Source organism: Acrocarpospora macrocephala (genome assembly GCF_009687865.1).
Taxonomy (GTDB): Bacteria; Actinomycetota; Actinomycetes; order Streptosporangiales; family Streptosporangiaceae; genus Acrocarpospora; species Acrocarpospora macrocephala.
The window spans coordinates 1-18,798 of the sequence record NZ_BLAE01000017.1 but is presented as its reverse complement, the minus strand read 5'-3'; the positions used below and the strand labels follow the sequence as shown (position 1 = coordinate 18,798).

Sequence of the window (18,798 nt, the reverse complement as noted above, 5' to 3'; positions counted from 1 at the left end):
CGTGCTGAGACGGAGCGGCGGCGCGACGCGCATCAGGTCTCCCGCGTTCCGAAAGCGCGCTCGAACGCACCGGTCAGGAGCTTGGTTCCGTTGTGCACGACGAACTGGCCATTGGTCGAGCCGGCCGCCCCCTCCAGCACCCACTTGCCGGCACGTCGCGCCTGCGGCGCCACGCTGTGGGCGAGCTCCCGTACCCGAGGATCACCGACCGCGCCCGGCATCCCCATCGACGCCGCGAGGTCGACAGTCCCCGCGAAGAGCGCGTCGATGCCGTCGACGTCGGCGATCCCGTGGGCGTCCTCGACACCCTCGACCGTCTCCACCATGGCGATCAACAGAGTCCGCTCGCGGGCGTCGGCCACGGTCTGCGCGGCGGACCACCGGCCGTAGCGCGCCGCGGGTGTGCTGGTCGACAGGCCCCGGACACCGGCAGGCGGGTACGTGGCCAGGGCGACGAGATGCTCGGCCTCGGCCCTGGAGCCCACGTGCGGGAACATCAAACCGGCCGCACCCAGATCGAGGACGCGGGAGATGCCGGACGGGTCGTGGGCATGGGTCCGAACGAGGACGTCGCAGCCGTGGGCCGCGGCCAGCGCGATGTGCTGTTGCAGATGCACGTAGTCCGCGGGCCCATGCTCGAGGTCGGCGACGAAGAAGTCGATCCCGCAACGCGCCGCGATCTCGAGCTCGAGGGTGAAGGGCAAGGCGAAGATGATGCCTTGCACACGCTCGCCATCGGCGAGGCGGCTCCGTAGCGACCGGGAGGTCGAGCCCGCGGGCACGATGGGCTCCGTCATTCTGTCAATCTCCGCACTCTTGTGTGATGGGCTCGCGCCAGGGGGTTGGTTGCCGGTCGGGACGTGACGAGTCCGGGCTAGCGGATCGCCTGCGAGGCCTCCGGCGGGGCGTCCGCCGCGCCCTTGCGCGAGGCGAGGAATCCGGTGACGTCGCTGAACGAGTTCCGGACGACGTCCTGCTTCGTCCGGACGAGCAGATCGACGCTCATGGTGTCCATCAAGGGCCGGCCTTCGTTGAGGCGACGCGCCATCTTGGCGTGGATCAGCGGTTCCCGTCGCCGGCTCGCGACCTGGGCGGCGACCTCCTCCGTCTCGGCCGGCAGCCGATCGGGCGGTACCGATCGAGACACAAGCCCCAGCGACATCGCCTCTGGTCCGAGGAGTTCGCGACCGGTGAGCTGCATGTCGAAGGCGACCTTGGTCGGGACGGCGAAATGGAGCGCGGCGGCCGCGACGGCGCCGAAGCTTCCCCGCGCCGTGTCCGGCAGGATGAACCGCGCCGTGTCCGAGGCGACCGCCAGGTCGTGGGCCACCACCAGGGCGATCCCACCGCCGGCGCACACGCCCTGGACGGAGGCGACCGTGATGCAGGTGTGCTCACGCAGCAGCCGCATCGCCCTCGACAGGGGCCCGGCGTCGGACCACGCCACCTCCCCGGTGTCCCACCTGTGGGCCCAGTCCTTGAGATCGTGCAAGTCCATGCCGGCGCAGAACACCGTCCCCGCGCCCCGGGTCACGATGACCCGGATCGTCGGGGAGCCCAGGTATGACTCCAGGACGCTGGAGTACTCGCTCAGCAGTTCGGTGTCCAGCGCGTTCCGCTTCTCAGGTCGGTTGAGCGTGACGCACACGATGCCCGCGGCCTCGTCCTCGTCCACGACCAGCTTCACCCACGAGCTCACGAAGCCCTCCTCCTCTGGCCGGCCACCCGACCCACGACGTAGCGAATCCCCGAGTCCTGCCGTTGAGGTGATGCATCACCACTCCGCCGGCGGCTCGGGCTGCCCGCCCCGCCACGGATCGGAGTCATGGACGACGCCCCTGTTGACGGCGAACAGCGGCTCCAGCCGCCTGACCTGGAGCTCCGACCCGGAGGCGTCCGGCAGCGAGTCCGCGTGGTCGAGCTGCTCCATGACGGTGACGAACGCCGGGTCGCCCACCGTGATCGCGCCGTAGCCCTCGTCCCGCAGCCCGAGGAACTCCGCGGCGCGGAGCGTCGTCGCCGCGACCACGCGCTCCATCGGCATCCCCAGGGTGACCATCTTGGCCATGACGGTCGGGAGATCGAAGGCCGGACCGAACTGGTTGCCGTTGCTGAGGTCCGAACCCAGGAAGTCGGGGACGAAGCCCTCGTCGAGCGCGATACGGGCCACCCGGTGGTCGAACTGGGTACGGCCGTGACCGATGTCGAACAGCACTCCCCGTTCACGGGCCGCCCAGGCCGCAGGCCGCACCGAGCCGTTCGCGAGGATGCCTCCCTCGAGCCCGGTGAAGACGTGGGTGACGACGTCTCCGGGGGCAAGCCGCGCCAGGATGTCGTCGATGCCGATGTCCGTCTTGCTGATGTGAACCATCAGTGGCAGGCCCGCCAGGTCAGCGATCTCGCGGGCCAGGTCCAGCGACTTCGCCGGTTCCGACGCGACGTTCCGGGACAGCCGCACCTTGAATCCGCGGATGATCGAGGGGTTCGCCTTGGCGGCGTTCACCGCGTCGTCCACGTGGATGACCGAAGCGTCCGGCAACTCGCCGTGCCGCGTGTCCGTCACTCCGAGCACCGAGACGTTGAGGAACGCCAGGACGCGGGCCTCGTTGCCGTCCGCCACGAAGCGACGGAAGCCACGGAAGTTGGAGGCTCCTGACGTGCCCGCGTCGACACAGCCGACCACGCCACGACGCAGGGTCGCGTCGTAGGACGACATGCCGACGTTCATGAGCATTCCCTCGAAGCAGTGGACGTGCACGTCCAGCAGTCCCGGGGTCACGACGCGGTCGGTGCAGTCGATCTCCCGCTTCCCCGCGCCGTCGACGTGCGGCGCCACAGCCTCCACCCGTCCGCCGGTGATGGCGATGTCCAAGACGGTCGGAGTCGGCGCGAGCGTGGTGTCGAACACCCGCCCGCCGCGCAGGACGAGGTCATAGCTCACCGGCTCGCCCGTGTTGTGAGTCTGGGTCATCTCACCAGCACACATCCTTTCTCAGGTGCGCGTAGTCGTGGTCGGCCTAGGGCGTGGCGTGTCGGGACATGCGGTCGAGGGCGACCTCCAGGAGGGCGCGGACGCTCGACACGACGGGCGATCTCGTCCACGGCGTGAGGTCGCCGACGACGTCGGAGCCTTGACCGCCCCACTGGACGATGGCGTCCGGACCGGAGACCGCGCAGGCCCGGTAGGCTCGGATAATCTGCTGAGATGTCGCCGCCGCGTCGACGAGGGGCTCGTCCGCGCCGACGCCGACCTGCAGGGACGCCTCGCGCAGCACCCGGACGAACTGTTCGTGCGTCCATGGGTCGACGGGAGCGACCAGGGCGAGGTGCCGCAGCCACGGGCGCACCAGCAACCACTCGACCACCGCCCCGCTCATGGTGATGACAGGGACCTGGGCGTGCGTGGACAAGGAATGCTCGATATCGCGCAGACCGGCCAGGCCGGCGCCCAGGCCCGCGCTCTCGATGGCCACCACCACGGCCTGCGGCTCGGTCGTCATGACGCTGTCCAGGCCTGCCGCCAACGGATCCGGGTGCGCGCCGGAGCCGTCCTGGGACCCGGGTCGGACCGGGTTCGAGACGCGCGCGGTGGTGAGGGTCGCGCCGGGCGGCAGTGCCGACCACAGGGCGGACTCGATCGTGCGGTGGGACGCCTCGATCAGGACGCCGATCCGCCGGACGTCCTCGGCGGATCGTATCGCCGTCATCCCTGTCTCCCGTCCCGAGCTCAGTGGTCTCGCCATAGCCGTCCGTATCCGTACAACCGGTCTTCTCGTCCGCAGCTGCGGAGAGCAGCCCACAGCCCGGTCGCGTTGGAAGAGAGCACGGGGATGCCGAGCCAGGCCTCGGCCGATTCCAAAAGGCCGACGATCCCCAGGTTCGCCCCGACCTGCACGATGGCCTGCGGACCTGTCTCCGCCAGCCGTGCGAGGCACGCCACCAGGTCCTCGACGGAGGTTCGCGGGACGTCGCGGATCGATGTGCCGGGCAGGCCGCCGGCTCCGGTCAGCTCGAAACCGGACTCGACGAAGAAGCGTTCCATCTGACCGTCGTCCAACCCCTGGTAGGGGTTGAGGAGCCCGACCCGCTCAACGCCCATCTCGCGCAGGGCGGTCACGAGGCTGTGCGATGCGGCGACGAGCTCGATGTCGGTGTGGCGCTGGAGGTCCTCGACGAGAGCCTTGGAGCCGTCGGCACCTCCGTAGAACACCGACGCCATGCCCAGCACGATCCGGTCAGGCCGGCACTCCCCCAGTCGCTCCAGGCTCTGGGCCATACCGCCGGTCACCTGACCGTAGAGTGCCGCGAAGCCGTGATCGTCGCACACGTCCGTCTGGGTCACATGGATTCGCTCCAGGTGGACGTGCACCCCGGTAGGGGCCAGTTCGTGCCACTCTTGCTCGATGACCGTGTTCAATGACGGCACCATCACCCCTACATGGATCGGCACGTTGATTCCTTCTGGACGGACGAGGGCCACGACGAATACCCCTCAGACGCCCACGACGGCGCCGTCGTCGGTGCGGAGCCAGAACACGAGGCGGCTCTTCGCGAAGATCACGATGCGGTGCAGGACGAGTCCCATGACCGAGAGGACGACGAGCACGGCGACGGTGGTGGTCGCGTCCAAAGTGGCCTGACTGGACTGGATCAGATAGCCGAGTCCCGCCTTGGCGCCCACGAACTCCCCGACGATGGCGCCGATCACGCTGAAGACGATGGCGATCTCGAGCCCGGCGAACATGTAGGGCAGGGCTCGTGGCAACCGTACGTAACGGAAGATCTGCCAGTCAGTGGCCTGGAGAGCGCGCATCAGGTCGAGCTGGTCCTGCTCGACGGACTTCAGCCCGGTGATCGTGTTGACGAGTACGGGGAACAGCGCCAGGAGGCCTGCCATGAGCATCTTCGAGGTCTGGCCGAAGCCCATCCACGTGATGACGAGCGGTGCGAGTGCGATCTTCGGGACGGTCTGGAACGCCACGATGAAGGGGTAGAAGGTGCGCTCGACGAACCGCCACCGCGTGATGAGCACTGCCAAGGTGATCGCCAGCAGCGATCCGAAGCTGAAACCGATCAGCACCTCGCTCAGGGTCACCCACCCGTTGGTGAGGAGGGAGCCGTCGCTCAAGCCCTCGATGAGAGCGTTCAGGACCGGAAGAGGCGCCGGGAACAGGTAAGACTCGACCTCGAAGTACGTGATGGCGAAGTGCCACAGGGCGATGGCCGCCACAATCGCGGCGAACGTCGTCAAGAAGTCGATCGGTCGCTGGCTGAACCTGCGCCGTGCGGGGACCTGCTTGCGCTCCACGGAGCCGACCGCTGTTGTTACCTTCTGGGCCATCGTCTGACCCTCCGATTCGTTCGACGTGATGAACTGGTTCGCTGCCGACATCAGGGGCTCAGTGCGCGGTGGTCTCAGCGTTGAGCAACGTACGTGCACGCTGGACGTACGCCCCGAACTCGGGGGTATTGACCATTTCGTTGCGGCGAGGGCGGGGCAGCTCGATGTCGATGATCTCGGCGATCTCCCCAGGGGACTTGGACATGACGACCACCCGGTCAGCCAGCAAGATCGCCTCGGGAATGCTGTGGGTTACGAAGACCACGGTCTTCGACCGCTCGCTCCAGATGCGCATCAGCTCGAACGACATCTGGTCACGAGTCAAGGCATCGAGGGCGCCGAACGGCTCGTCCATCAGCAGGACGTCCGGGTCGTGGACGAGCGCCCGCGCGATGCTGACCCGCTGCTGCATCCCACCCGACAGCTCGTGCGGGTAGTGCTTGCCGTACTTGCCCAGACCGACGAGATCGAGGAGCTGCTCGACGGCGGCGCGACGGTCGTTCTTGGCGCTGTCGAGAACCTCAAGGGGAAGGCTGACGTTCTTGCTGACGTTCCTCCAGGGCAGCAGGACGGGCTGCTGGAACACCAGCCCGACGTCGGCGGACGGGCCGGTGACCTCGGAACTGCCCAGCAACACCTCTCCGGACGAGGGGCGCACGAGACCTGCGATGATCTTGATTAGCGTGCTCTTGCCGCATCCACTCGGTCCGATGATGGTCACGAATTCTTTCGGGAGGATGTCCAGCGATACGTCCTTCAACGCCAGGACGTTCTCCCCGCGACGCGCCTGATAGGTCATGTGGACGTGTTGCAACGCCGCTGCCGACACATTGGCGTTCGTCGCCCCTCGGGTCCCGACCCTGAGCTCGCCTGAGTCCGTCGTCATCGGTGGTGAACTCCTTTGCTCCGGTCGGCGCCGCGGATCTTCGCGGCCAGAGCCCAAATGCACCGCAGCCGACGATCCGACAACTTCCGTCTTGCTTGATTCCACGTGCACGTCCCTTTTGACGCCGCGGTCGCGACCGATCAAAATACTGACCGGCGAACCAAAATGTTGACCGTGGGTTACGGTAGTCCCTAGCATCAGGCCTGTCCATAGGCAACTGGAAGGGCCCCTTGATGACGATCTCCGCCGCGGACCTTGAGTCCCGCGTCCAGGCGTACATGGACGCATGCACGTCCGGCGACCCCGACGCCGTCGCGATCCACCTGAGCGCTGATGCCGTGCACTACTTCCCGCCCGACATGTACGACGGGCCCTGGCGCGGAGGTCGGTATATCGCTGAGCGCTGGGCGGAACTCGTCCGCACGAGGGGGTCGGCGTGGACTGTCGACGCGATCGCGGTCGACCCCGGCCGCAGGTCCGCCGTCAGCGAGTGGACGCACTTCAAGCAGGCGGCCGGGGTCGTGCTCCGCGGGACCGAATGGTACGAATTCGATGAGGATGGTCTCATCACCGAAATCCGCGCCTACTACGCTTCGCCCCAGGACAAGTCCCTGAATAGACTCGAACTCGGCGGCTTCGACTATGCTGAGCGCGGCTATCCCCAGCAACCGGCGTAAGTCATGGCCGGTGACACCAACTCGGCAGCGCCGTCGGCGGAGGGTTTGATGACCAACAGTGCGGAGAGCCGCCGTTCCCGCTCGCCAGCTCTGACTCGCGCTGTCGCGATCCTGTCGCTGCTCGCCGAGCACCCGAAGCAGCCCTTGGGGCCCAGCGACCTGAGCCGGCTCACCGGGGTGCCGAAGTCAACCGTCCTCAACCTGTGCGGAGCGATGCTCGACGAGCGCCTGCTCCGACGCGGCAACGGCGGCTACCAACTGGGGGATCGGCTCGCCGAACTCAGCAACTCCTACCTCAAGAGCGTCACCGAGGTCGAGGAGTTCTATGAGCTGTGCCGCAGCACCTATCCGGGTCTGCTTCAGACCGTGCAGTTGGGGGTACTCGGCAGCGGCCTGTCCGTGGTCTACCTCGCCCGTCACGATGGGCGAGACCCGCTCAACCTCGGCTTGGTCTCCGAGATCGGCCGATCGGTCCCGGCCTATTGCACCGCCACGGGCAAGGCCCTGCTCGCGGCGACGAGCGACGAGGACCTTCAGAAGAGGCTGCCGGCGGATGGACGGCTGGAGCCGATAACGACTCGCTCCATCCAATCAGTCGACCGCCTCCACGAGGAGCTGGAAGCGACCCGCGCCCGGGGCTACTCGATCGAGAGCGGCGAGATCGTCGAAGGCCTGCGCTGCTTCGGTATAGCGGTGCGAACGCCCCGGCGCAGCGACGGGCTCATCGGAGTGAGCTTCACCCTTACGGAAAGGTCCGCGTCAGCCGACCCGTCGGCCATCGTCGCCGAACTCCACAGTTTCGCGGAAGCGTTCGCCGATCGAATCGGCAGCAAGCTCGTGCACTGAAACTGAACTCGTCTCTCGTCGGGTGAAGGTTGTGGTGCTGGTGACCTCGCCAATGGCGAGGTCACCAGCGACGTCCATATCACGATCGGGGCTTGGGTCGCCGAGCAAGCCGCGGCTCACAGGGGCAGCGGCCGGTTCTCGACGACGCTCTTCATGACGAGGGTGGAGCTGAGGCGGTGGACGCCGGGGAGGGTGGCGAGGCGGTCGTCGTACAGCTTCTGGAAGGCGGGCAGGTCGCGGGTGATGACGCGCAGGAGGTAGTCGGGGTCACCGAAGAGCCGTTGGGCCTGCAGGACGTGGGGCACGGCGGCGACCGCCTGCTCGAAGGCGTCGACGGTGTCGCGGTCCGCGGCGCGCATGGTGACGAAGACGAGGGCCTCGAAGGTCAGGCCGAGGGCGTTGGCGTCGAGGTGTGCGCGGTAGCCACTGATCGCGCCGGAGCGCTCCAAGGCGCGCAACCGGCGGTGACAGGGCGAGACGCTGAGGCGGACGCGCTCAGCGAGTTCGGTGACGGTAAGGCGCCCGTCCTGCTGGAGCTCGGCAAGGATTCTCCGGTCTACATCGTCCACGGGGTAGATTCTCCCCCACAGACCCGCTTCAGCAGGAAAGATTGGAAGCACATTTCGGACATTCGCGCCTAACCTTCCCTCCGGGGCCCTCAGACCCTCTGGGGTTCCCACGAGTGGAAGGAGATGCGAGGTCATGGCGGTCGGTACCGTCGCCGCGTTCTGGGCGGTGTCGTTGATGTTCGTGGTGACACCGGGGGCGGACTGGGCGTACGCGATCGCGGCTGGGCTGCGGCATCGGACGGTGTTGCCGGCGGTGAGCGGGCTGCTGGCCGGGCATCTGGCGGCCACCGTAGTAGTGGCGGCCGGAGTGGCTGCCCTGGTGGCCCGCTCGCCGCTGGTGATGACCGCGCTGACCGTGACGGGCGCGGCATATCTGGTCTGGCTGGGGATTGGCACGCTGGCTCGTCCCTCAGCCCCGCAGGCCGGTGCGAAGCAGGCCGCCGGCTCATGGGTGCGGCAGCTGGTAAAAGGGGCAGGGATCAGCGGGCTCAACCCGAAGGTGTTCCTGCTGTTCCTGGCGCTGCTGCCGCAGTTCACCGACCCGGACGCGGGTTGGCCGCCAGCGGTGCAGATCATGGTGTTGGGGCTGGTTCATGTGGCCAGCTGCGCCGTGGTCTACACAGCAGTAGGCGCGGGAGCACGGCGGGTGCTGCGGGCAAGGCCCGCTGCGGCGCGGGCGGTGAGCCGCTTCTCCGGCGCCGCGATGGTGGCGATCGGTGTGTTACTGCTGGTGGAGCAGCTGGTCGGGTAGAGGCCGAAACGGCCGGCGGTGGTGTCGTGGCGGAGCGAGCGGAGGGACGAGCATGAGCTGGACGATCGAGCGGCGAGGTCGCGTCGCTGTGGTGACGATGACGACCAACCCGGTCAACGCGCAGAACCGGGCCTTCTTCGCCGACCTGCACGAGGCGTTCGACCGGCTGGAGCGCGATCATGCGGAATCGCCCGTCGTGCTGACCGGCACCGGCACACGCTTCTCTACCGGCCTCGACCTCGGCGAGCATTTCCCGCTCTTCGCCGGCGACCCCGCAGCCGTCGCGTCCTGGTTCGGCGACTACCGGGCGACGAACATGCGCCTGTTCACCTACCCGCGCCCGACGGTGGCGGCGCTGAACGGGCACGCCTTCGCCGGCGGCCTCATCACCGCCGCCGTGTGCGACCACCGGATCGCCGTCGCCGACGGGGCGCGGTTCGCCCTCAACGAGGTGCCGATCGGCATCCCGATGCCCGCGGTATACGTCCGCATGCTCGCCTACGCCTGGGGCGAGCCGGTCGCGACCCGGACCTGCCTGCTCGGGGAGGTCTTCACCCCAGACCAGGCGCACGCGCTCGGCATGGTGCACGAACTGGTGCCGGCCGAGCAGCTGTTGGACCGAGCCGTCACCATCGCTGAGCAGACACCCGAGGACTGCCTCGAGCAGTACGCGTTCACCAAGCGGGCCTGCCAAGCCGCTGCCCTACGCGACATCGCCGAACTCGCCGACCCGCTCGATGGCGAGCTTCCCGACGGCATGACAAGCGACCAGGCCCGGCACGCGCACCGACGCTACTGGCAACAGCTCAAAGGCACCCCGGCACCGTGGTGAGTCGCACGGCCGGCCCCTGAGCGCCGATGCCCGCCTGGTAGAAGTCGGGGCGGTTCACCAGGATCACAGTACTAAGGCCATGGCGTGAACCCTTCGTGCCGGACGGTCCAGGTGCCGTCGGTAGGAAAGCCGGGGGCCTCCTGGGCGGCGCTCTCCCAGCCGGCGGCCATGAGTGACACGGCCGCGAGCAGGGCGCCGTTGGCCGGCAGGTAGATCGGCAGGAAGCTGCCCATCTGCGGGTTGTGGCCGGTGGGCAGGTAATAGTTCCTGGCAGTGTCCATGAGCAGGGCGTCCACGGCCAGGTCCGGGCGGCCGAGGCGAGTGGCGGTCATGGCCATGGCGGGGAAGTCCCAGCCCCAGGCGCTGTTCCAGTCCCAGTTGCCGCGCACGTCGAGGAGGGTCGCCTCCATGGTGGCGGGGTCGATGAGCGGGGTGGCGGGGACCATGCCGAGGGCGCACAGCATCGAGGGATGGTCGTCGCGGCGCAGGTAGGGCTCGGTGGCGATGGCCGCGTAAACGCCTCCGTCGTGGCGTGGTACGGCCAGGCCGTCCTGGACTCGGCGCCAGTGCTCGTGCCGTTTGAGACCGAGGCGTTCGCGCCGGCGCTGGGCGATCTCCAGGCCCCACCACCAGTAGGCGAGCTCGAAGGTGGGGTCCTCGGTGGTCTTGGCGTCGTAGAACTCCTGAGCGGGCACAAGCGGCGCGGGCAGGTGGTGGACGCCGTCGCGTTCTTCGGCGAAGGAAGCCATGAACAGGGCCGTTTCCTCGACCAGTTCCGCGAAGCGGGTCACCAGGTGCTCCGGCTCCTGGTGACCGCGATGGAGCAGTTCGAGCAGGTAGAGGGGGTGCGGCTGCTGCCAGATGAGCAGGGCGCCGATGTCGGAGGGGCTTTCGCGGCCCTCCGGGCCGACGTGCTTGGGCCTATCGCCGCAGTCAAACTTTCGGTCCGCAGGCGGCGTAGAGCGGAGTGCTGCGACGTGGCCCGCAGTCTGCCTCTTTCGAATTTATCCAATATCTTGGCGATTTATCGATAAACAAATTGGGTCAATTATGCTTGGGATTTCCAGATGGAAATAATATGAGGTCATCGTGCTCAAAGTGCCACCTGTGACCTGCGGCAAGGAGCAAACACCAAGTGAGCTGGAGTGCAGATACCTGGGATGATGGGGGAGGACCCGCGGGCGAGATCGTGGAGAGGTTCCTGAGCGGACGGCTCACGGGACAGGAAGTGCGTGCTCCGATCCTGCACTCGTGGCAGCGTTGTCAGACCGCCGGGCTCACCCCCGCCACCTTCCAGCCGCGCCTGCTCGAGGATGTGGACTACGACAACATCCTGGTGCGCGCAGCCCGGCCCGTATTCGACCGGCTGCGGACCAGCGTCGCCGGGACCTCGACGAGTGTATTCCTGAGCGAATCGTCCGGAATGCACCTTCTGCGTGTCGTGGGTGAGACCTCACTGCACAGAGCCTTGGACAGGGTCTGCGCCGTTCCCGGCTTCAGCTGCGCCGAGTCGGAAATCGGCACCAACGCCGTCGGCTCCACGCTGCTGGAACGGCGAACCTGCCAGATCTCGGGCAACGAGCACTTCTCAGAAAAGCTGCGCGACTTCACCGCTGTAGGCGAACCGGTGCGCCATCCTCTCAGCGGGCACGTGGAAGGGGTCGTGTGCGTCGGCGCCCCGCGCGAGAGGGCGAACGCGGAGATGATGGCCGCCGCCCGGCGAGCGGCGCGCGCCGTCGAGCAAAGGCTGTTCGAACTGAGCACAGAACGCGAGCAGGCCCTGATGAGGAGGTACCTCGGGGCACCGGGGACCAGAGCGGCAATCGCCGCGTCGCGCTCCGCGCTCCGGGACCTGTGCCGCCACGATCGGCTCGCCCTGGAAGACGCCGCCGTGAACATGGTCGCGCAGGGCCGGGCGGCTGTGGCGGAGATACCACTCTCCGATGGCCGCACGGCCAGACTCGTCGCGCGGCCGGTGACTGATCCCGGAGAGCCGGTCGGCATCGCCGTACAGGCATTGCTCCTACGCCGCTAGATCAGCCCTCTAAAAACGATCAGAAGTTACACGATCCTCTTGACTGGTGTGATGAGCTCTGGTGACAGGCCGAGCCGGGCGTCGGCGGCTTTCGTCCCGGACGTATCGGTGAGCCCTGGACGGAACGGAACACGGAGCAAGATAGTGGGCAAAGCTGGCTTACCCGCCAGGAACAGAGATCCGATTGCGGGTACGGCTTCACCATGAGCAAGCGCGCACCGAGGGCTGTGCTCTCCAGGGCCACGTCGCCACGTTCACTGCTGACCAGGTGGCCGCGCTCATGCAGGGCGGCGGCGCGAGCCGCACGGCCGCGCCGATGCCCGGCCGGAGGAGTGGTTCTCAACCCCGTAGGGAAGTGAGGCGTGACCCCCCGACCAGGGGCGCACCGGGCTCTCCCCTATTGCACGCCTTCCAGGCGGGCGACGACGCGGGCGAGTAGGTCGCGGATCTCCATCTGCCCGGCTTTCAGGTCGGCGACGTCGTCACGCATCAACGCCTGCGTTTCCTCCAGGTTCGCCATGGAGTTCTGCAATAGGCCGACCGAGGTCTCGATGTTGCCGAGACGGTCTTTGATCTCGGCGATGTCGGTCTCGACCGTGTCGATGCGCTCCTCGATGAAGGCCATGCCGGACAGAATAGAGCACCTGTACACCAATAGGCAGCGGAGCCGATCCGGTGGGAGGGCTGGCCAACCCATAGGGGCCCTGTGAATGTAACCGTCGCGATCGTGGCCGGTGAAGATCGGCCCAGCGCATGCCCTATAGCCGGCGCCGGGCCGACCAGCTCAGGGAACTTCCTGCCGCATGGCGGCGGTGATCGCGGGCCACGCCAGCGTGAACCATGAGGCGATCGGCAGCTTCTTCCGGATCGTTGGACGAGCTCAGATCCTCTCGCGTAGCGCTTCGTTAGCTGCGTGGACCGCCCGTCCCAGTCGTATCTCACGTATGCGCTGGCGGACTCCTTCCAGGCACAGCTCATCACTGCGGCCTGCAAGGGCGAAGCGTTCGACACCGAGACCGGGCTACCGGACTCGATCCACCGAGAAGCGCAGACGATCACATGGTTTGAGCACGCCAGCGACTACATGGACAACAAATGGTCGAAGATCGCCGCCAACTCCCGGCGCTCGACTTTAGAGGGCATGATCGCGGTTACGTGTGCCCTGGTCCGTGAGACGCGCGGAGCCCCAGGCACCGAACAGTTACGAGACGCGCTGCGCTGGGCGTTCCTGCCATCCCGAAAGGACGTTGACCAGCCTGAGCCGGTGGCCACGACTCTGAGATGACTGCGCAAGGCGTCGGTTCCGATCAGCAGCCTGGACGAGCCGAAGGTGGCCGGGAAGGCGCTGGACGCCTGCGCGTCGAGGAAGTCGATGCCGCGGTCGATCCTCGGGTGGTCGGCAACCCGGAGCAGGTCGCCGCCGCGTTGGCCGCCTGCGGACGTGTCGGACGACGTCAGGGGCCACGTTCGTGGCCTTCTTCAGGTGTCTGTACTACGCGATGATGCGCCCTGGCGAGGCCAGCCGACTGCGGAAACCCGACTGCCATCTCCCCGAACCGGATGGGCAAGCTCATCCTGGAAGCATCTTCACCAGAGGCCGGCAAGGACTTCACCGACAGTGGTGACCTTCATGACGAGCGTGGCTTGAAGGGCCGCTCGAAGAAGACCGTCCGCCCCGTCCCGATTCCACCCGAACTCGTCACGCTTCTGCGTGAGCACATCCAGCGATTCGGCGTGGCGCCTGATGGCCGGCTATTCCGGTCCGAGAGCGGTCGGCCCGTACCGACAATCTACGTATGGAAAGCTCTGGAAGAAGGTCCGGCAGCGTTCGCTTTTCCCCGATCAGGCCACGGCGCCGCTGATGTGGACGCCGTACGACTTGCGGCACGCAGGAGTGACCTGGAGGCTGTCGGCCGGCGTCCCGGCGGCTCAGGTCGCGCAGTGGGCGGGTCACAGCGTCGAAGTCCTGCAGCGGATCTACCACCGCTGCATGGTCCGGCTACGACGAGGTCTGGATCGAGCGGATGAACCGGGCCCGCGAGGATGGAGCGTGATCATGGATCGCGTATGGATCGCGCGACCCGTCATCTGGTGTCGCAGAGTGGCAAGACCACGAACGTGACCGGACACCCAAAGAGCCAGCTCAGACAAGATCTGAGCTGGCTCTTGAATGTGCCCCCTGCAAGATTCGAACTTGCGCTCCCGGCTCCGGAGGCCGGTGCTCTATCCCCTGAGCTAAGGGGGCTCAACGTGTAGCTAGATTACCAGCAGTCTGGGGGCGCTCGTCACCATGATTGTTGAGGGTGTTGCGGTCGGGGCGTACACATACGGTGAAAAGCGCGCGTGGTACCCCTGGGAGGGGTTAGCCTCGCGGCCGTGGGTGAGGTTCTGGGGCGCGTACTCGTAGTGGATGACGATGAGGTCATTCGGCAGCTCATCGCGGTCAATCTGACCTTGGAGGGCTTCGATGTGTACACGGCGTCCGATGGGCAGGATTGTCTTGATCGGGTGCGGGAGGTGGATCCGGATGTCATCACGCTGGATGTGATGATGCCGCGGATGGATGGGTGGGAGACGGCGACCAAGTTGCGGGGGGATGTGCTGACCACGCACATCAAGGTCGTGCTGATCACCGCTCGGGCGCAGGAGGACGACAAGCGGCGGGGGTTGGGCATCGGGGTCGATGCGTACCTGACGAAGCCGTTCGATCCGGCCGAGCTGATTCAGGTCGTACGCGATCTGGCCACGGAGGCCCGCCAGTCGTCGGGGGCGTGAGGCTCTGGCCGTGGGCGCAACTATCGTCGGAGGCATGAGTTTTGTGCTGGCGGTGTGGCGGGAGAGTGAGCCGATCGGGCGGGCGGTGGCGCGGGAGCGGTATTCGCATGCCGAAGGGTCGATGCTCAAGGAGCGGTTTCCCGATGAGGACGTCAGTGGTGGGCTGATCCGGATTGCGGCGGATCGGGTGGATGAGGTGTCCAACGCGGTGTTCGCGTTCGCGCGGGATGAAGGTCTTGTCTGCTATGACCCGCAGCGGGATCTTGTGCACAATCGGGAGCCGCTGGGAGCTTATACGGGGATTCAGCTTCACTCGGGGGACGGGATGGTGGTGACCGATCCCGATCTGGGCCTGATTCATGACGTGCTGGGGACTATGTCAGTACAGAACCCGTTTGTGGCGCTTGTCGTTTATGGGCGGCACTTCATGCAGGTCTCTCCGGGTTCAGCCGGGGATTACGAGCTGGAGTTCAAGGAGGGCGGGGTCATCCGGGCCACCCGGCTGGATGATCTGACCGAGGTTCGGGCGTGTTTCCTGGCGTACGCCACGGGAGATCGGTCGTTCCTCGGAGAACATCAGTGGTCCGCCGAGGCGTGATGGCCCGCAGGCCGGACACGGTCGTGTCCAAGCCCGCGGGCCGCCATGGGCTCACGTTGTGGAGAACGTGAACCAGTTGACGTTGACGAAGTCGGCGGGCTGGCCGCTGCTGAAGGTGAGATAGACGGTGTGGGTGCCGGTTACGGGGGCGATGTTGGCGGGGATGGTGCGCCAGCTTTGCCAGCCGCCGGTGTTGGCGAGGGCGAAGTCGCCGATCACCGGGCCGGTGAGGCTGTCGAGGCGGACCTGGACGAGGCCGCTGACGCCGCCGGCCGCGCCTGAGGCGACGCGGGCCCGGAATTGGGTCGCGGCGGCCCCGCCGAAGTTGACGCCGTCGAAGCGGAGCCAGTCGCCGTTGGCGATGGCGCCGACGTTCTGGCCGCCGCCGGAGTCGGTGGTGGTTTCGCGGATGGTGCCCTGTTGCGCCTGGTACGCCTCCGCCTGGATGGTCGAGCGCGCGTCCACGCCACCGCCGGGAGGCGGCGAAGGCGACGGGGAGCTCGGCGGCGGGGTGGTGCCGGTGCCGCTCTGCCAGACGGCGACGTAGTCGACGACCATGGGGCGGCCGGAGACGGTAGCGGCGGTGGGAGTGCCGAACCCGGCGAGAGCGTTCGGGAAGGCGCCGCCGATGGCCACGTTCAAAAGGATGAAATATCCGGCGTGGCTGGTCATGTTATTCCACGTCGTGGCGTCGAGCTGGGCCTGGCTGACGCTGTGGTACTGCTGGCCGTCCACGTACCAGCGCAATTGGTTGGGGTTGACCGAGCGGTCCCATTCGAAGCGGTACGTGTGGAAGGCCGACTGGCAGGAAGAGCCGGGACAGGCGCGGCTGCTCCCGAGGCCGGTGGTCTCGTTGCACGGGCCGCCAGCGCTGACACCGCAGTGCAGAACGCCCCAGACCGAGTTGAGGCCGTTAACGTTCTCCATGATGTCGAACTCGCCGATGGCGGGCCAGTTCCAGTAATTCCCCCGGTACGGCGCGCCCAGGGCCCAGAAGGCCGGCCAGTAGCCGAGAGCCGCGTTTCCGGTGACGTTGGGCATCTGGATGCGGCCCTCGATCCGGAGGATTCGCCCGGCGGCGGGCTTGAAGTCGGATCTGCGGGTCTCGATGCGGGCGGAGGTCCAGTTCTGACCGCTGCCGATGGGGGTGATCCGGAGGTTGCCGGCACCGTCCAGGCTGACGTTGGCGGAGTTCGCGGTGTAGTTCTGGATCTCTCCGGTGCCCCAGTTGCCGGGGCCGCCTGGGTAGGAGTGGCCGGTGTCGATCTGCCAGTTGGTCGAGGAGGGCAGCGAGCCCGCGCTGCCGTTGAAGTCGTCGGACCAGACCAGGCTCCAGCCGGAGGGGGTCGCCGGGACGGCGGCGTTGGCGGTCATGGCGTTGAGCAGGCTCACGGGGAGGAGAACAGCTGTCAGCCACGCCAGCAGAGAGCGTTTTCTAAGTCGTACGGATTGCATGAGGAACCTCTCGGGTGAGGGGATACCGCAGTCACCGCAGCGCTGATGGGCGATTGAGGATACTTTGCGCCTTAGTCCAACGAGGGTCAAGGCCCAGAAGTGAGAAGTTAGAGAGCGCTCTCAATGTTCGAGACTTGAACACTGGCGAGTGCGCCGAGCACGCCGGCGCGCTCGCCCAGAACGCCGGGAACCACGGTGAGGACGGCCGCGGCGCTGGGGATCGCGAGGCGGCGGACGACCTCCAGGATCGGGTCGATGAGGAGCGCCCCCGCCTCGGCGAGAGCACCGCCGACCACGACCAGACCGGGGTTGAGAATGTTGCAGAGACTGGCCACGGCGACGCCCAGATGGCGGCCCGCGTCACCGATCACCCGGCGGCAGCCGACATCGCCCGCGGCGGCCAGCTCGACCAGCCGGGGCACCGTGACACCCGGGCCGTGGGTGGCTCTGACCAGCTCAGTCAGATAAAGCCCACCCGCCAGCGTCTCCAGGCACCCGCGATTCCCGCACCGGCACAGCCGGCCGTTCTCATCGATCGTGATGTGCCCGAGCTCCCCCGCGGCGCCACTCGCGCCGCGATACACACGCCCGTCGATGATGATGCTCGCACCCACCCCCGAGGCGATCTTCAGGTACGTGACGTCCTGCCGCCCCCGCGCGGCCCCCCAGGTCGCCTCGGCCAGCGCGCCCAGGTTCGCGTCATTGTCCACGTGTACGGCCAGGCCCAGGCGTTCGCCCATCGCGAGGGCCGGATTGATGCCCACCCACCCAGGCAGTATCGTGCTCGACCCGAGGATGCCGGTGAGCGGATCGATCGGACCCGGAACACCGAGTCCCACTCCCAAGATCTCGACACGCTCGGCTCCCAGGGTCTCCAGGAGTTCGTCTACCAGCAGTTCTGCCGCGAGCAGGCCCTCGGCGGCGCTGGCGTCCACGTCGATCGGAATAGCGCGTTCCGCCAGGATCTGGCGGGTGGCCTCGCCGATCGCGACGCGCAGGTGGGAGTGGCCGAAGTCGATACCTACCAGAAGGCCGGTCTCGGGGGCCAGCGTGACCGCGTTGCGGCGGCCGCCACCTGAGGTGATCGCGAGAATGCCCAGGTCGCGGAGTTCCCGGACGATGGTGGAGACGGTGGCGGGAGAGAGGCCGGTAGTTCGGGCGAGCTGGGCCTGGGTGAGTGAGCCCGCTCTTCTTACCGCTTCGGTGACCATGCGCCGGTTGGACTCCCGGAGCGCGGACAACGAGTTCGCCATAAACGATCTCCCATGTTCAGGTTCCGAACCTACACCCCTTGACGGGTTCGGAAAATACGAGCACTCTCAGTAGAGAGCGCTCTCAGGATAGGGAGGTGACTGTGGCCACCTTCAAGGTCATCATCAGCGGCGAAGGACTGTACGCCCTGTGGCCCGCCGACTCCGACCCTCCCGAAGGATGGCGGGCGACCGGCGTCGACGGCGTCCACCAGGAACACCTCACCCATATCGCCGAAGTCTGGGGCGTCCACGGCACGATCGTGTGACCCTCCCCACTCCCAACCCAACCGAGCCACTCGCCCCCCGGTTGAACCCACCCTTTCAGCAAGCTCTAACGGGGCTTCGCCCCAGCCCGACAAGCCATGTGTGACGGCTGGGGTAGATGAAAGGGCTCCGGCCGGAGGAGACGGTGACACTGTGTGTGTCCCGTTATTGACCGCCTGCTGGCAGTGGCCGGCCGACTCGGGCCGACATCCGACCGGAGCTTGTCATGACGCTACCCCGAACCGTCGCCGATGTCCTGACCGAGCATGTGGCCCTCGAGATCGAGTCGATCGACCGGATGTTCCTCAACGTCTACCAGCCGCTGCTCCAACATCCGCGAGCGCTGGTCGGCTACATCCACCACCAGCTCGGTCTGCCCATCGCCTCCACCGCTCCGCTTGGCCAGGTCAGCGAACGCTTCGAGCAGGCCATCCACGCCTTTGCCCGCCAGCACGCCATCCCCATGACCCACCTGGCCAAGGGGATACGCAAAGACGATGTCATGCACGAGCACCT

The 18,798-nt window shown here is 67.1% G+C and carries 22 protein-coding genes and 1 tRNA gene; 10 read left to right on the top strand and 13 right to left on the bottom strand.

What is annotated here, in order from left to right:
* Positions 1–32 precede the first annotated feature (32 nt).
* The 7 genes from Amac_RS16320 to Amac_RS16290 form a co-directional block, all read right to left on the bottom strand.
* Positions 33–797 (bottom strand): HpcH/HpaI aldolase family protein, encoded by a 765-nt coding sequence (locus Amac_RS16320; RefSeq protein WP_155355240.1) that lies wholly within the window; start codon positions 795–797, stop codon positions 33–35.
* 77 nt (positions 798–874) lie between these two features.
* Complete coding sequence (locus Amac_RS16315) at positions 875–1,699, bottom strand: enoyl-CoA hydratase/isomerase family protein (RefSeq protein ID WP_170322514.1); 825 nt, start codon at positions 1,697–1,699, stop codon at positions 875–877.
* A gap of 75 nt (positions 1,700–1,774) precedes the next feature.
* Entirely contained in the window at positions 1,775–2,971 is a 1,197-nt protein-coding gene (locus tag Amac_RS16310) for an amidohydrolase family protein (protein ID WP_170322513.1), read from the bottom strand.
* 46 nt (positions 2,972–3,017) lie between these two features.
* On the bottom strand, positions 3,018–3,707 hold the full coding sequence (locus Amac_RS16305) for a hypothetical protein (protein ID WP_155355237.1): 690 nt from the start codon (positions 3,705–3,707) through the stop codon (positions 3,018–3,020).
* A 20-nt stretch (positions 3,708–3,727) separates the two neighbouring features.
* The gene (locus Amac_RS16300) at positions 3,728–4,450 is read right to left on the bottom strand and encodes a maleate cis-trans isomerase family protein (protein ID WP_155355236.1); all 723 of its coding nucleotides are present in this window, start codon (positions 4,448–4,450) and stop codon (positions 3,728–3,730) included.
* 42 nt (positions 4,451–4,492) lie between these two features.
* Complete coding sequence (locus tag Amac_RS16295; RefSeq protein ID WP_155355235.1) at positions 4,493–5,341, bottom strand: ABC transporter permease; 849 nt, start codon at positions 5,339–5,341, stop codon at positions 4,493–4,495.
* Positions 5,342–5,399: 58 nt separating this feature from the next.
* Positions 5,400–6,227, bottom strand: a complete 828-nt coding sequence (locus Amac_RS16290) for an ABC transporter ATP-binding protein (RefSeq protein WP_155355234.1) — start codon at positions 6,225–6,227, stop codon at positions 5,400–5,402.
* Between the two features lie 233 nt (positions 6,228–6,460).
* Here Amac_RS16290 and Amac_RS16285 point away from each other — a divergent pair, with 233 nt between their 5' ends.
* Both Amac_RS16285 and Amac_RS16280 read left to right on the top strand, forming a co-directional pair.
* Complete coding sequence (locus tag Amac_RS16285) at positions 6,461–6,904, top strand: nuclear transport factor 2 family protein (protein ID WP_155355233.1); 444 nt, start codon at positions 6,461–6,463, stop codon at positions 6,902–6,904.
* A 48-nt stretch (positions 6,905–6,952) separates the two neighbouring features.
* On the top strand, positions 6,953–7,750 hold the full coding sequence (locus Amac_RS16280; RefSeq protein WP_170322512.1) for an IclR family transcriptional regulator: 798 nt from the start codon (positions 6,953–6,955) through the stop codon (positions 7,748–7,750).
* A gap of 116 nt (positions 7,751–7,866) precedes the next feature.
* Here the strand turns inward: Amac_RS16280 and Amac_RS16275 are convergent, their stop codons facing one another.
* Positions 7,867–8,319 (bottom strand): Lrp/AsnC family transcriptional regulator, encoded by a 453-nt coding sequence (locus tag Amac_RS16275; RefSeq protein ID WP_155355231.1) that lies wholly within the window; start codon positions 8,317–8,319, stop codon positions 7,867–7,869.
* Positions 8,320–8,452: 133 nt separating this feature from the next.
* Here Amac_RS16275 and Amac_RS16270 point away from each other — a divergent pair, with 133 nt between their 5' ends.
* Complete coding sequence (locus tag Amac_RS16270; RefSeq protein WP_155355230.1) at positions 8,453–9,070, top strand: LysE family translocator; 618 nt, start codon at positions 8,453–8,455, stop codon at positions 9,068–9,070.
* A gap of 52 nt (positions 9,071–9,122) precedes the next feature.
* Positions 9,123–9,902, top strand: coding sequence for an enoyl-CoA hydratase/isomerase family protein (locus tag Amac_RS16265; protein ID WP_155355229.1), 780 nt, complete (start codon positions 9,123–9,125; stop codon positions 9,900–9,902).
* Positions 9,903–9,973: 71 nt separating this feature from the next.
* Here Amac_RS16265 and Amac_RS16260 read toward each other — a convergent pair whose 3' ends face one another.
* Positions 9,974–10,693 (bottom strand): hypothetical protein, encoded by a 720-nt coding sequence (locus Amac_RS16260; RefSeq protein ID WP_155355228.1) that lies wholly within the window; start codon positions 10,691–10,693, stop codon positions 9,974–9,976.
* 344 nt (positions 10,694–11,037) lie between these two features.
* Here Amac_RS16260 and Amac_RS16255 point away from each other — a divergent pair, with 344 nt between their 5' ends.
* Positions 11,038–11,937 (top strand): GAF domain-containing protein, encoded by a 900-nt coding sequence (locus Amac_RS16255; RefSeq protein ID WP_155355227.1) that lies wholly within the window; start codon positions 11,038–11,040, stop codon positions 11,935–11,937.
* 397 nt (positions 11,938–12,334) lie between these two features.
* On the opposite strand, the gene Amac_RS16250 is transcribed toward Amac_RS16255, so the two are convergent.
* Complete coding sequence (locus tag Amac_RS16250) at positions 12,335–12,562, bottom strand: hypothetical protein (RefSeq protein ID WP_155355226.1); 228 nt, start codon at positions 12,560–12,562, stop codon at positions 12,335–12,337.
* Between the two features lie 288 nt (positions 12,563–12,850).
* On the opposite strand from Amac_RS16250, the gene Amac_RS16245 reads away from it, so the two are divergent.
* On the top strand, positions 12,851–13,222 hold the full coding sequence (locus Amac_RS16245; RefSeq protein WP_155355225.1) for a hypothetical protein: 372 nt from the start codon (positions 12,851–12,853) through the stop codon (positions 13,220–13,222).
* Positions 13,223–14,110: 888 nt separating this feature from the next.
* On the opposite strand, the gene Amac_RS16240 is transcribed toward Amac_RS16245, so the two are convergent.
* Positions 14,111–14,182: transfer RNA gene (locus Amac_RS16240), tRNA-Arg, on the bottom strand.
* A gap of 131 nt (positions 14,183–14,313) precedes the next feature.
* Between Amac_RS16240 and Amac_RS16235 the strand changes: the two genes are divergently transcribed.
* A complete protein-coding gene (locus Amac_RS16235) occupies positions 14,314–14,712 on the top strand; it encodes a response regulator transcription factor (protein WP_246268388.1) in 399 nt (132 codons plus the stop codon).
* Between the two features lie 34 nt (positions 14,713–14,746).
* Positions 14,747–15,310 carry a hypothetical protein gene (locus tag Amac_RS16230; protein WP_155355224.1) on the top strand — a complete coding sequence of 188 codons (564 nt, stop codon included), beginning with the start codon at positions 14,747–14,749 and terminating at the stop codon, positions 15,308–15,310.
* A gap of 51 nt (positions 15,311–15,361) precedes the next feature.
* Here the strand turns inward: Amac_RS16230 and Amac_RS16225 are convergent, their stop codons facing one another.
* Positions 15,362–16,702 carry a glycoside hydrolase family 16 protein gene (locus tag Amac_RS16225; RefSeq protein ID WP_246268387.1) on the bottom strand — a complete coding sequence of 447 codons (1,341 nt, stop codon included), beginning with the start codon at positions 16,700–16,702 and terminating at the stop codon, positions 15,362–15,364.
* 170 nt (positions 16,703–16,872) lie between these two features.
* Positions 16,873–18,018: an ROK family transcriptional regulator gene (locus Amac_RS16220; RefSeq protein WP_155355222.1), complete on the bottom strand. Its 1,146-nt coding sequence runs from the start codon at positions 18,016–18,018 to the stop codon at positions 16,873–16,875.
* A 95-nt stretch (positions 18,019–18,113) separates the two neighbouring features.
* Here Amac_RS16220 and Amac_RS16215 point away from each other — a divergent pair, with 95 nt between their 5' ends.
* Positions 18,114–18,284 carry an MbtH family NRPS accessory protein gene (locus tag Amac_RS16215; RefSeq protein ID WP_246268386.1) on the top strand — a complete coding sequence of 57 codons (171 nt, stop codon included), beginning with the start codon at positions 18,114–18,116 and terminating at the stop codon, positions 18,282–18,284.
* A 224-nt stretch (positions 18,285–18,508) separates the two neighbouring features.
* A partial coding sequence (locus tag Amac_RS16210; RefSeq protein ID WP_218041119.1) for a hypothetical protein occupies positions 18,509–18,798 on the top strand: 290 nt, incomplete at its 3' end.

Coding starts and splice junctions, on each gene's coding strand:
- Amac_RS16290 (WP_155355234.1), bottom strand. CDS start 6,227: ATGACGACGGACTCAGGCGAGCTCAGGGTCGGGACCCGAGGGGCGACG.
- Amac_RS16230 (WP_155355224.1), top strand. CDS start 14,747: ATGAGTTTTGTGCTGGCGGTGTGGCGGGAGAGTGAGCCGATCGGGCGG.
- Amac_RS16220 (WP_155355222.1), bottom strand. CDS start 18,018: ATGGCGAACTCGTTGTCCGCGCTCCGGGAGTCCAACCGGCGCATGGTC.
- Amac_RS16250 (WP_155355226.1), bottom strand. CDS start 12,562: ATGGCCTTCATCGAGGAGCGCATCGACACGGTCGAGACCGACATCGCC.
- Amac_RS16295 (WP_155355235.1), bottom strand. CDS start 5,341: ATGGCCCAGAAGGTAACAACAGCGGTCGGCTCCGTGGAGCGCAAGCAG.
- Amac_RS16305 (WP_155355237.1), bottom strand. CDS start 3,707: ATGACGGCGATACGATCCGCCGAGGACGTCCGGCGGATCGGCGTCCTG.
- Amac_RS16285 (WP_155355233.1), top strand. CDS start 6,461: ATGACGATCTCCGCCGCGGACCTTGAGTCCCGCGTCCAGGCGTACATG.
- Amac_RS16320 (WP_155355240.1), bottom strand. CDS start 797: ATGACGGAGCCCATCGTGCCCGCGGGCTCGACCTCCCGGTCGCTACGG.
- Amac_RS16310 (WP_170322513.1), bottom strand. CDS start 2,971: ATGACCCAGACTCACAACACGGGCGAGCCGGTGAGCTATGACCTCGTC.
- Amac_RS16280 (WP_170322512.1), top strand. CDS start 6,953: ATGACCAACAGTGCGGAGAGCCGCCGTTCCCGCTCGCCAGCTCTGACT.
- Amac_RS16270 (WP_155355230.1), top strand. CDS start 8,453: ATGGCGGTCGGTACCGTCGCCGCGTTCTGGGCGGTGTCGTTGATGTTC.
- Amac_RS16265 (WP_155355229.1), top strand. CDS start 9,123: ATGAGCTGGACGATCGAGCGGCGAGGTCGCGTCGCTGTGGTGACGATG.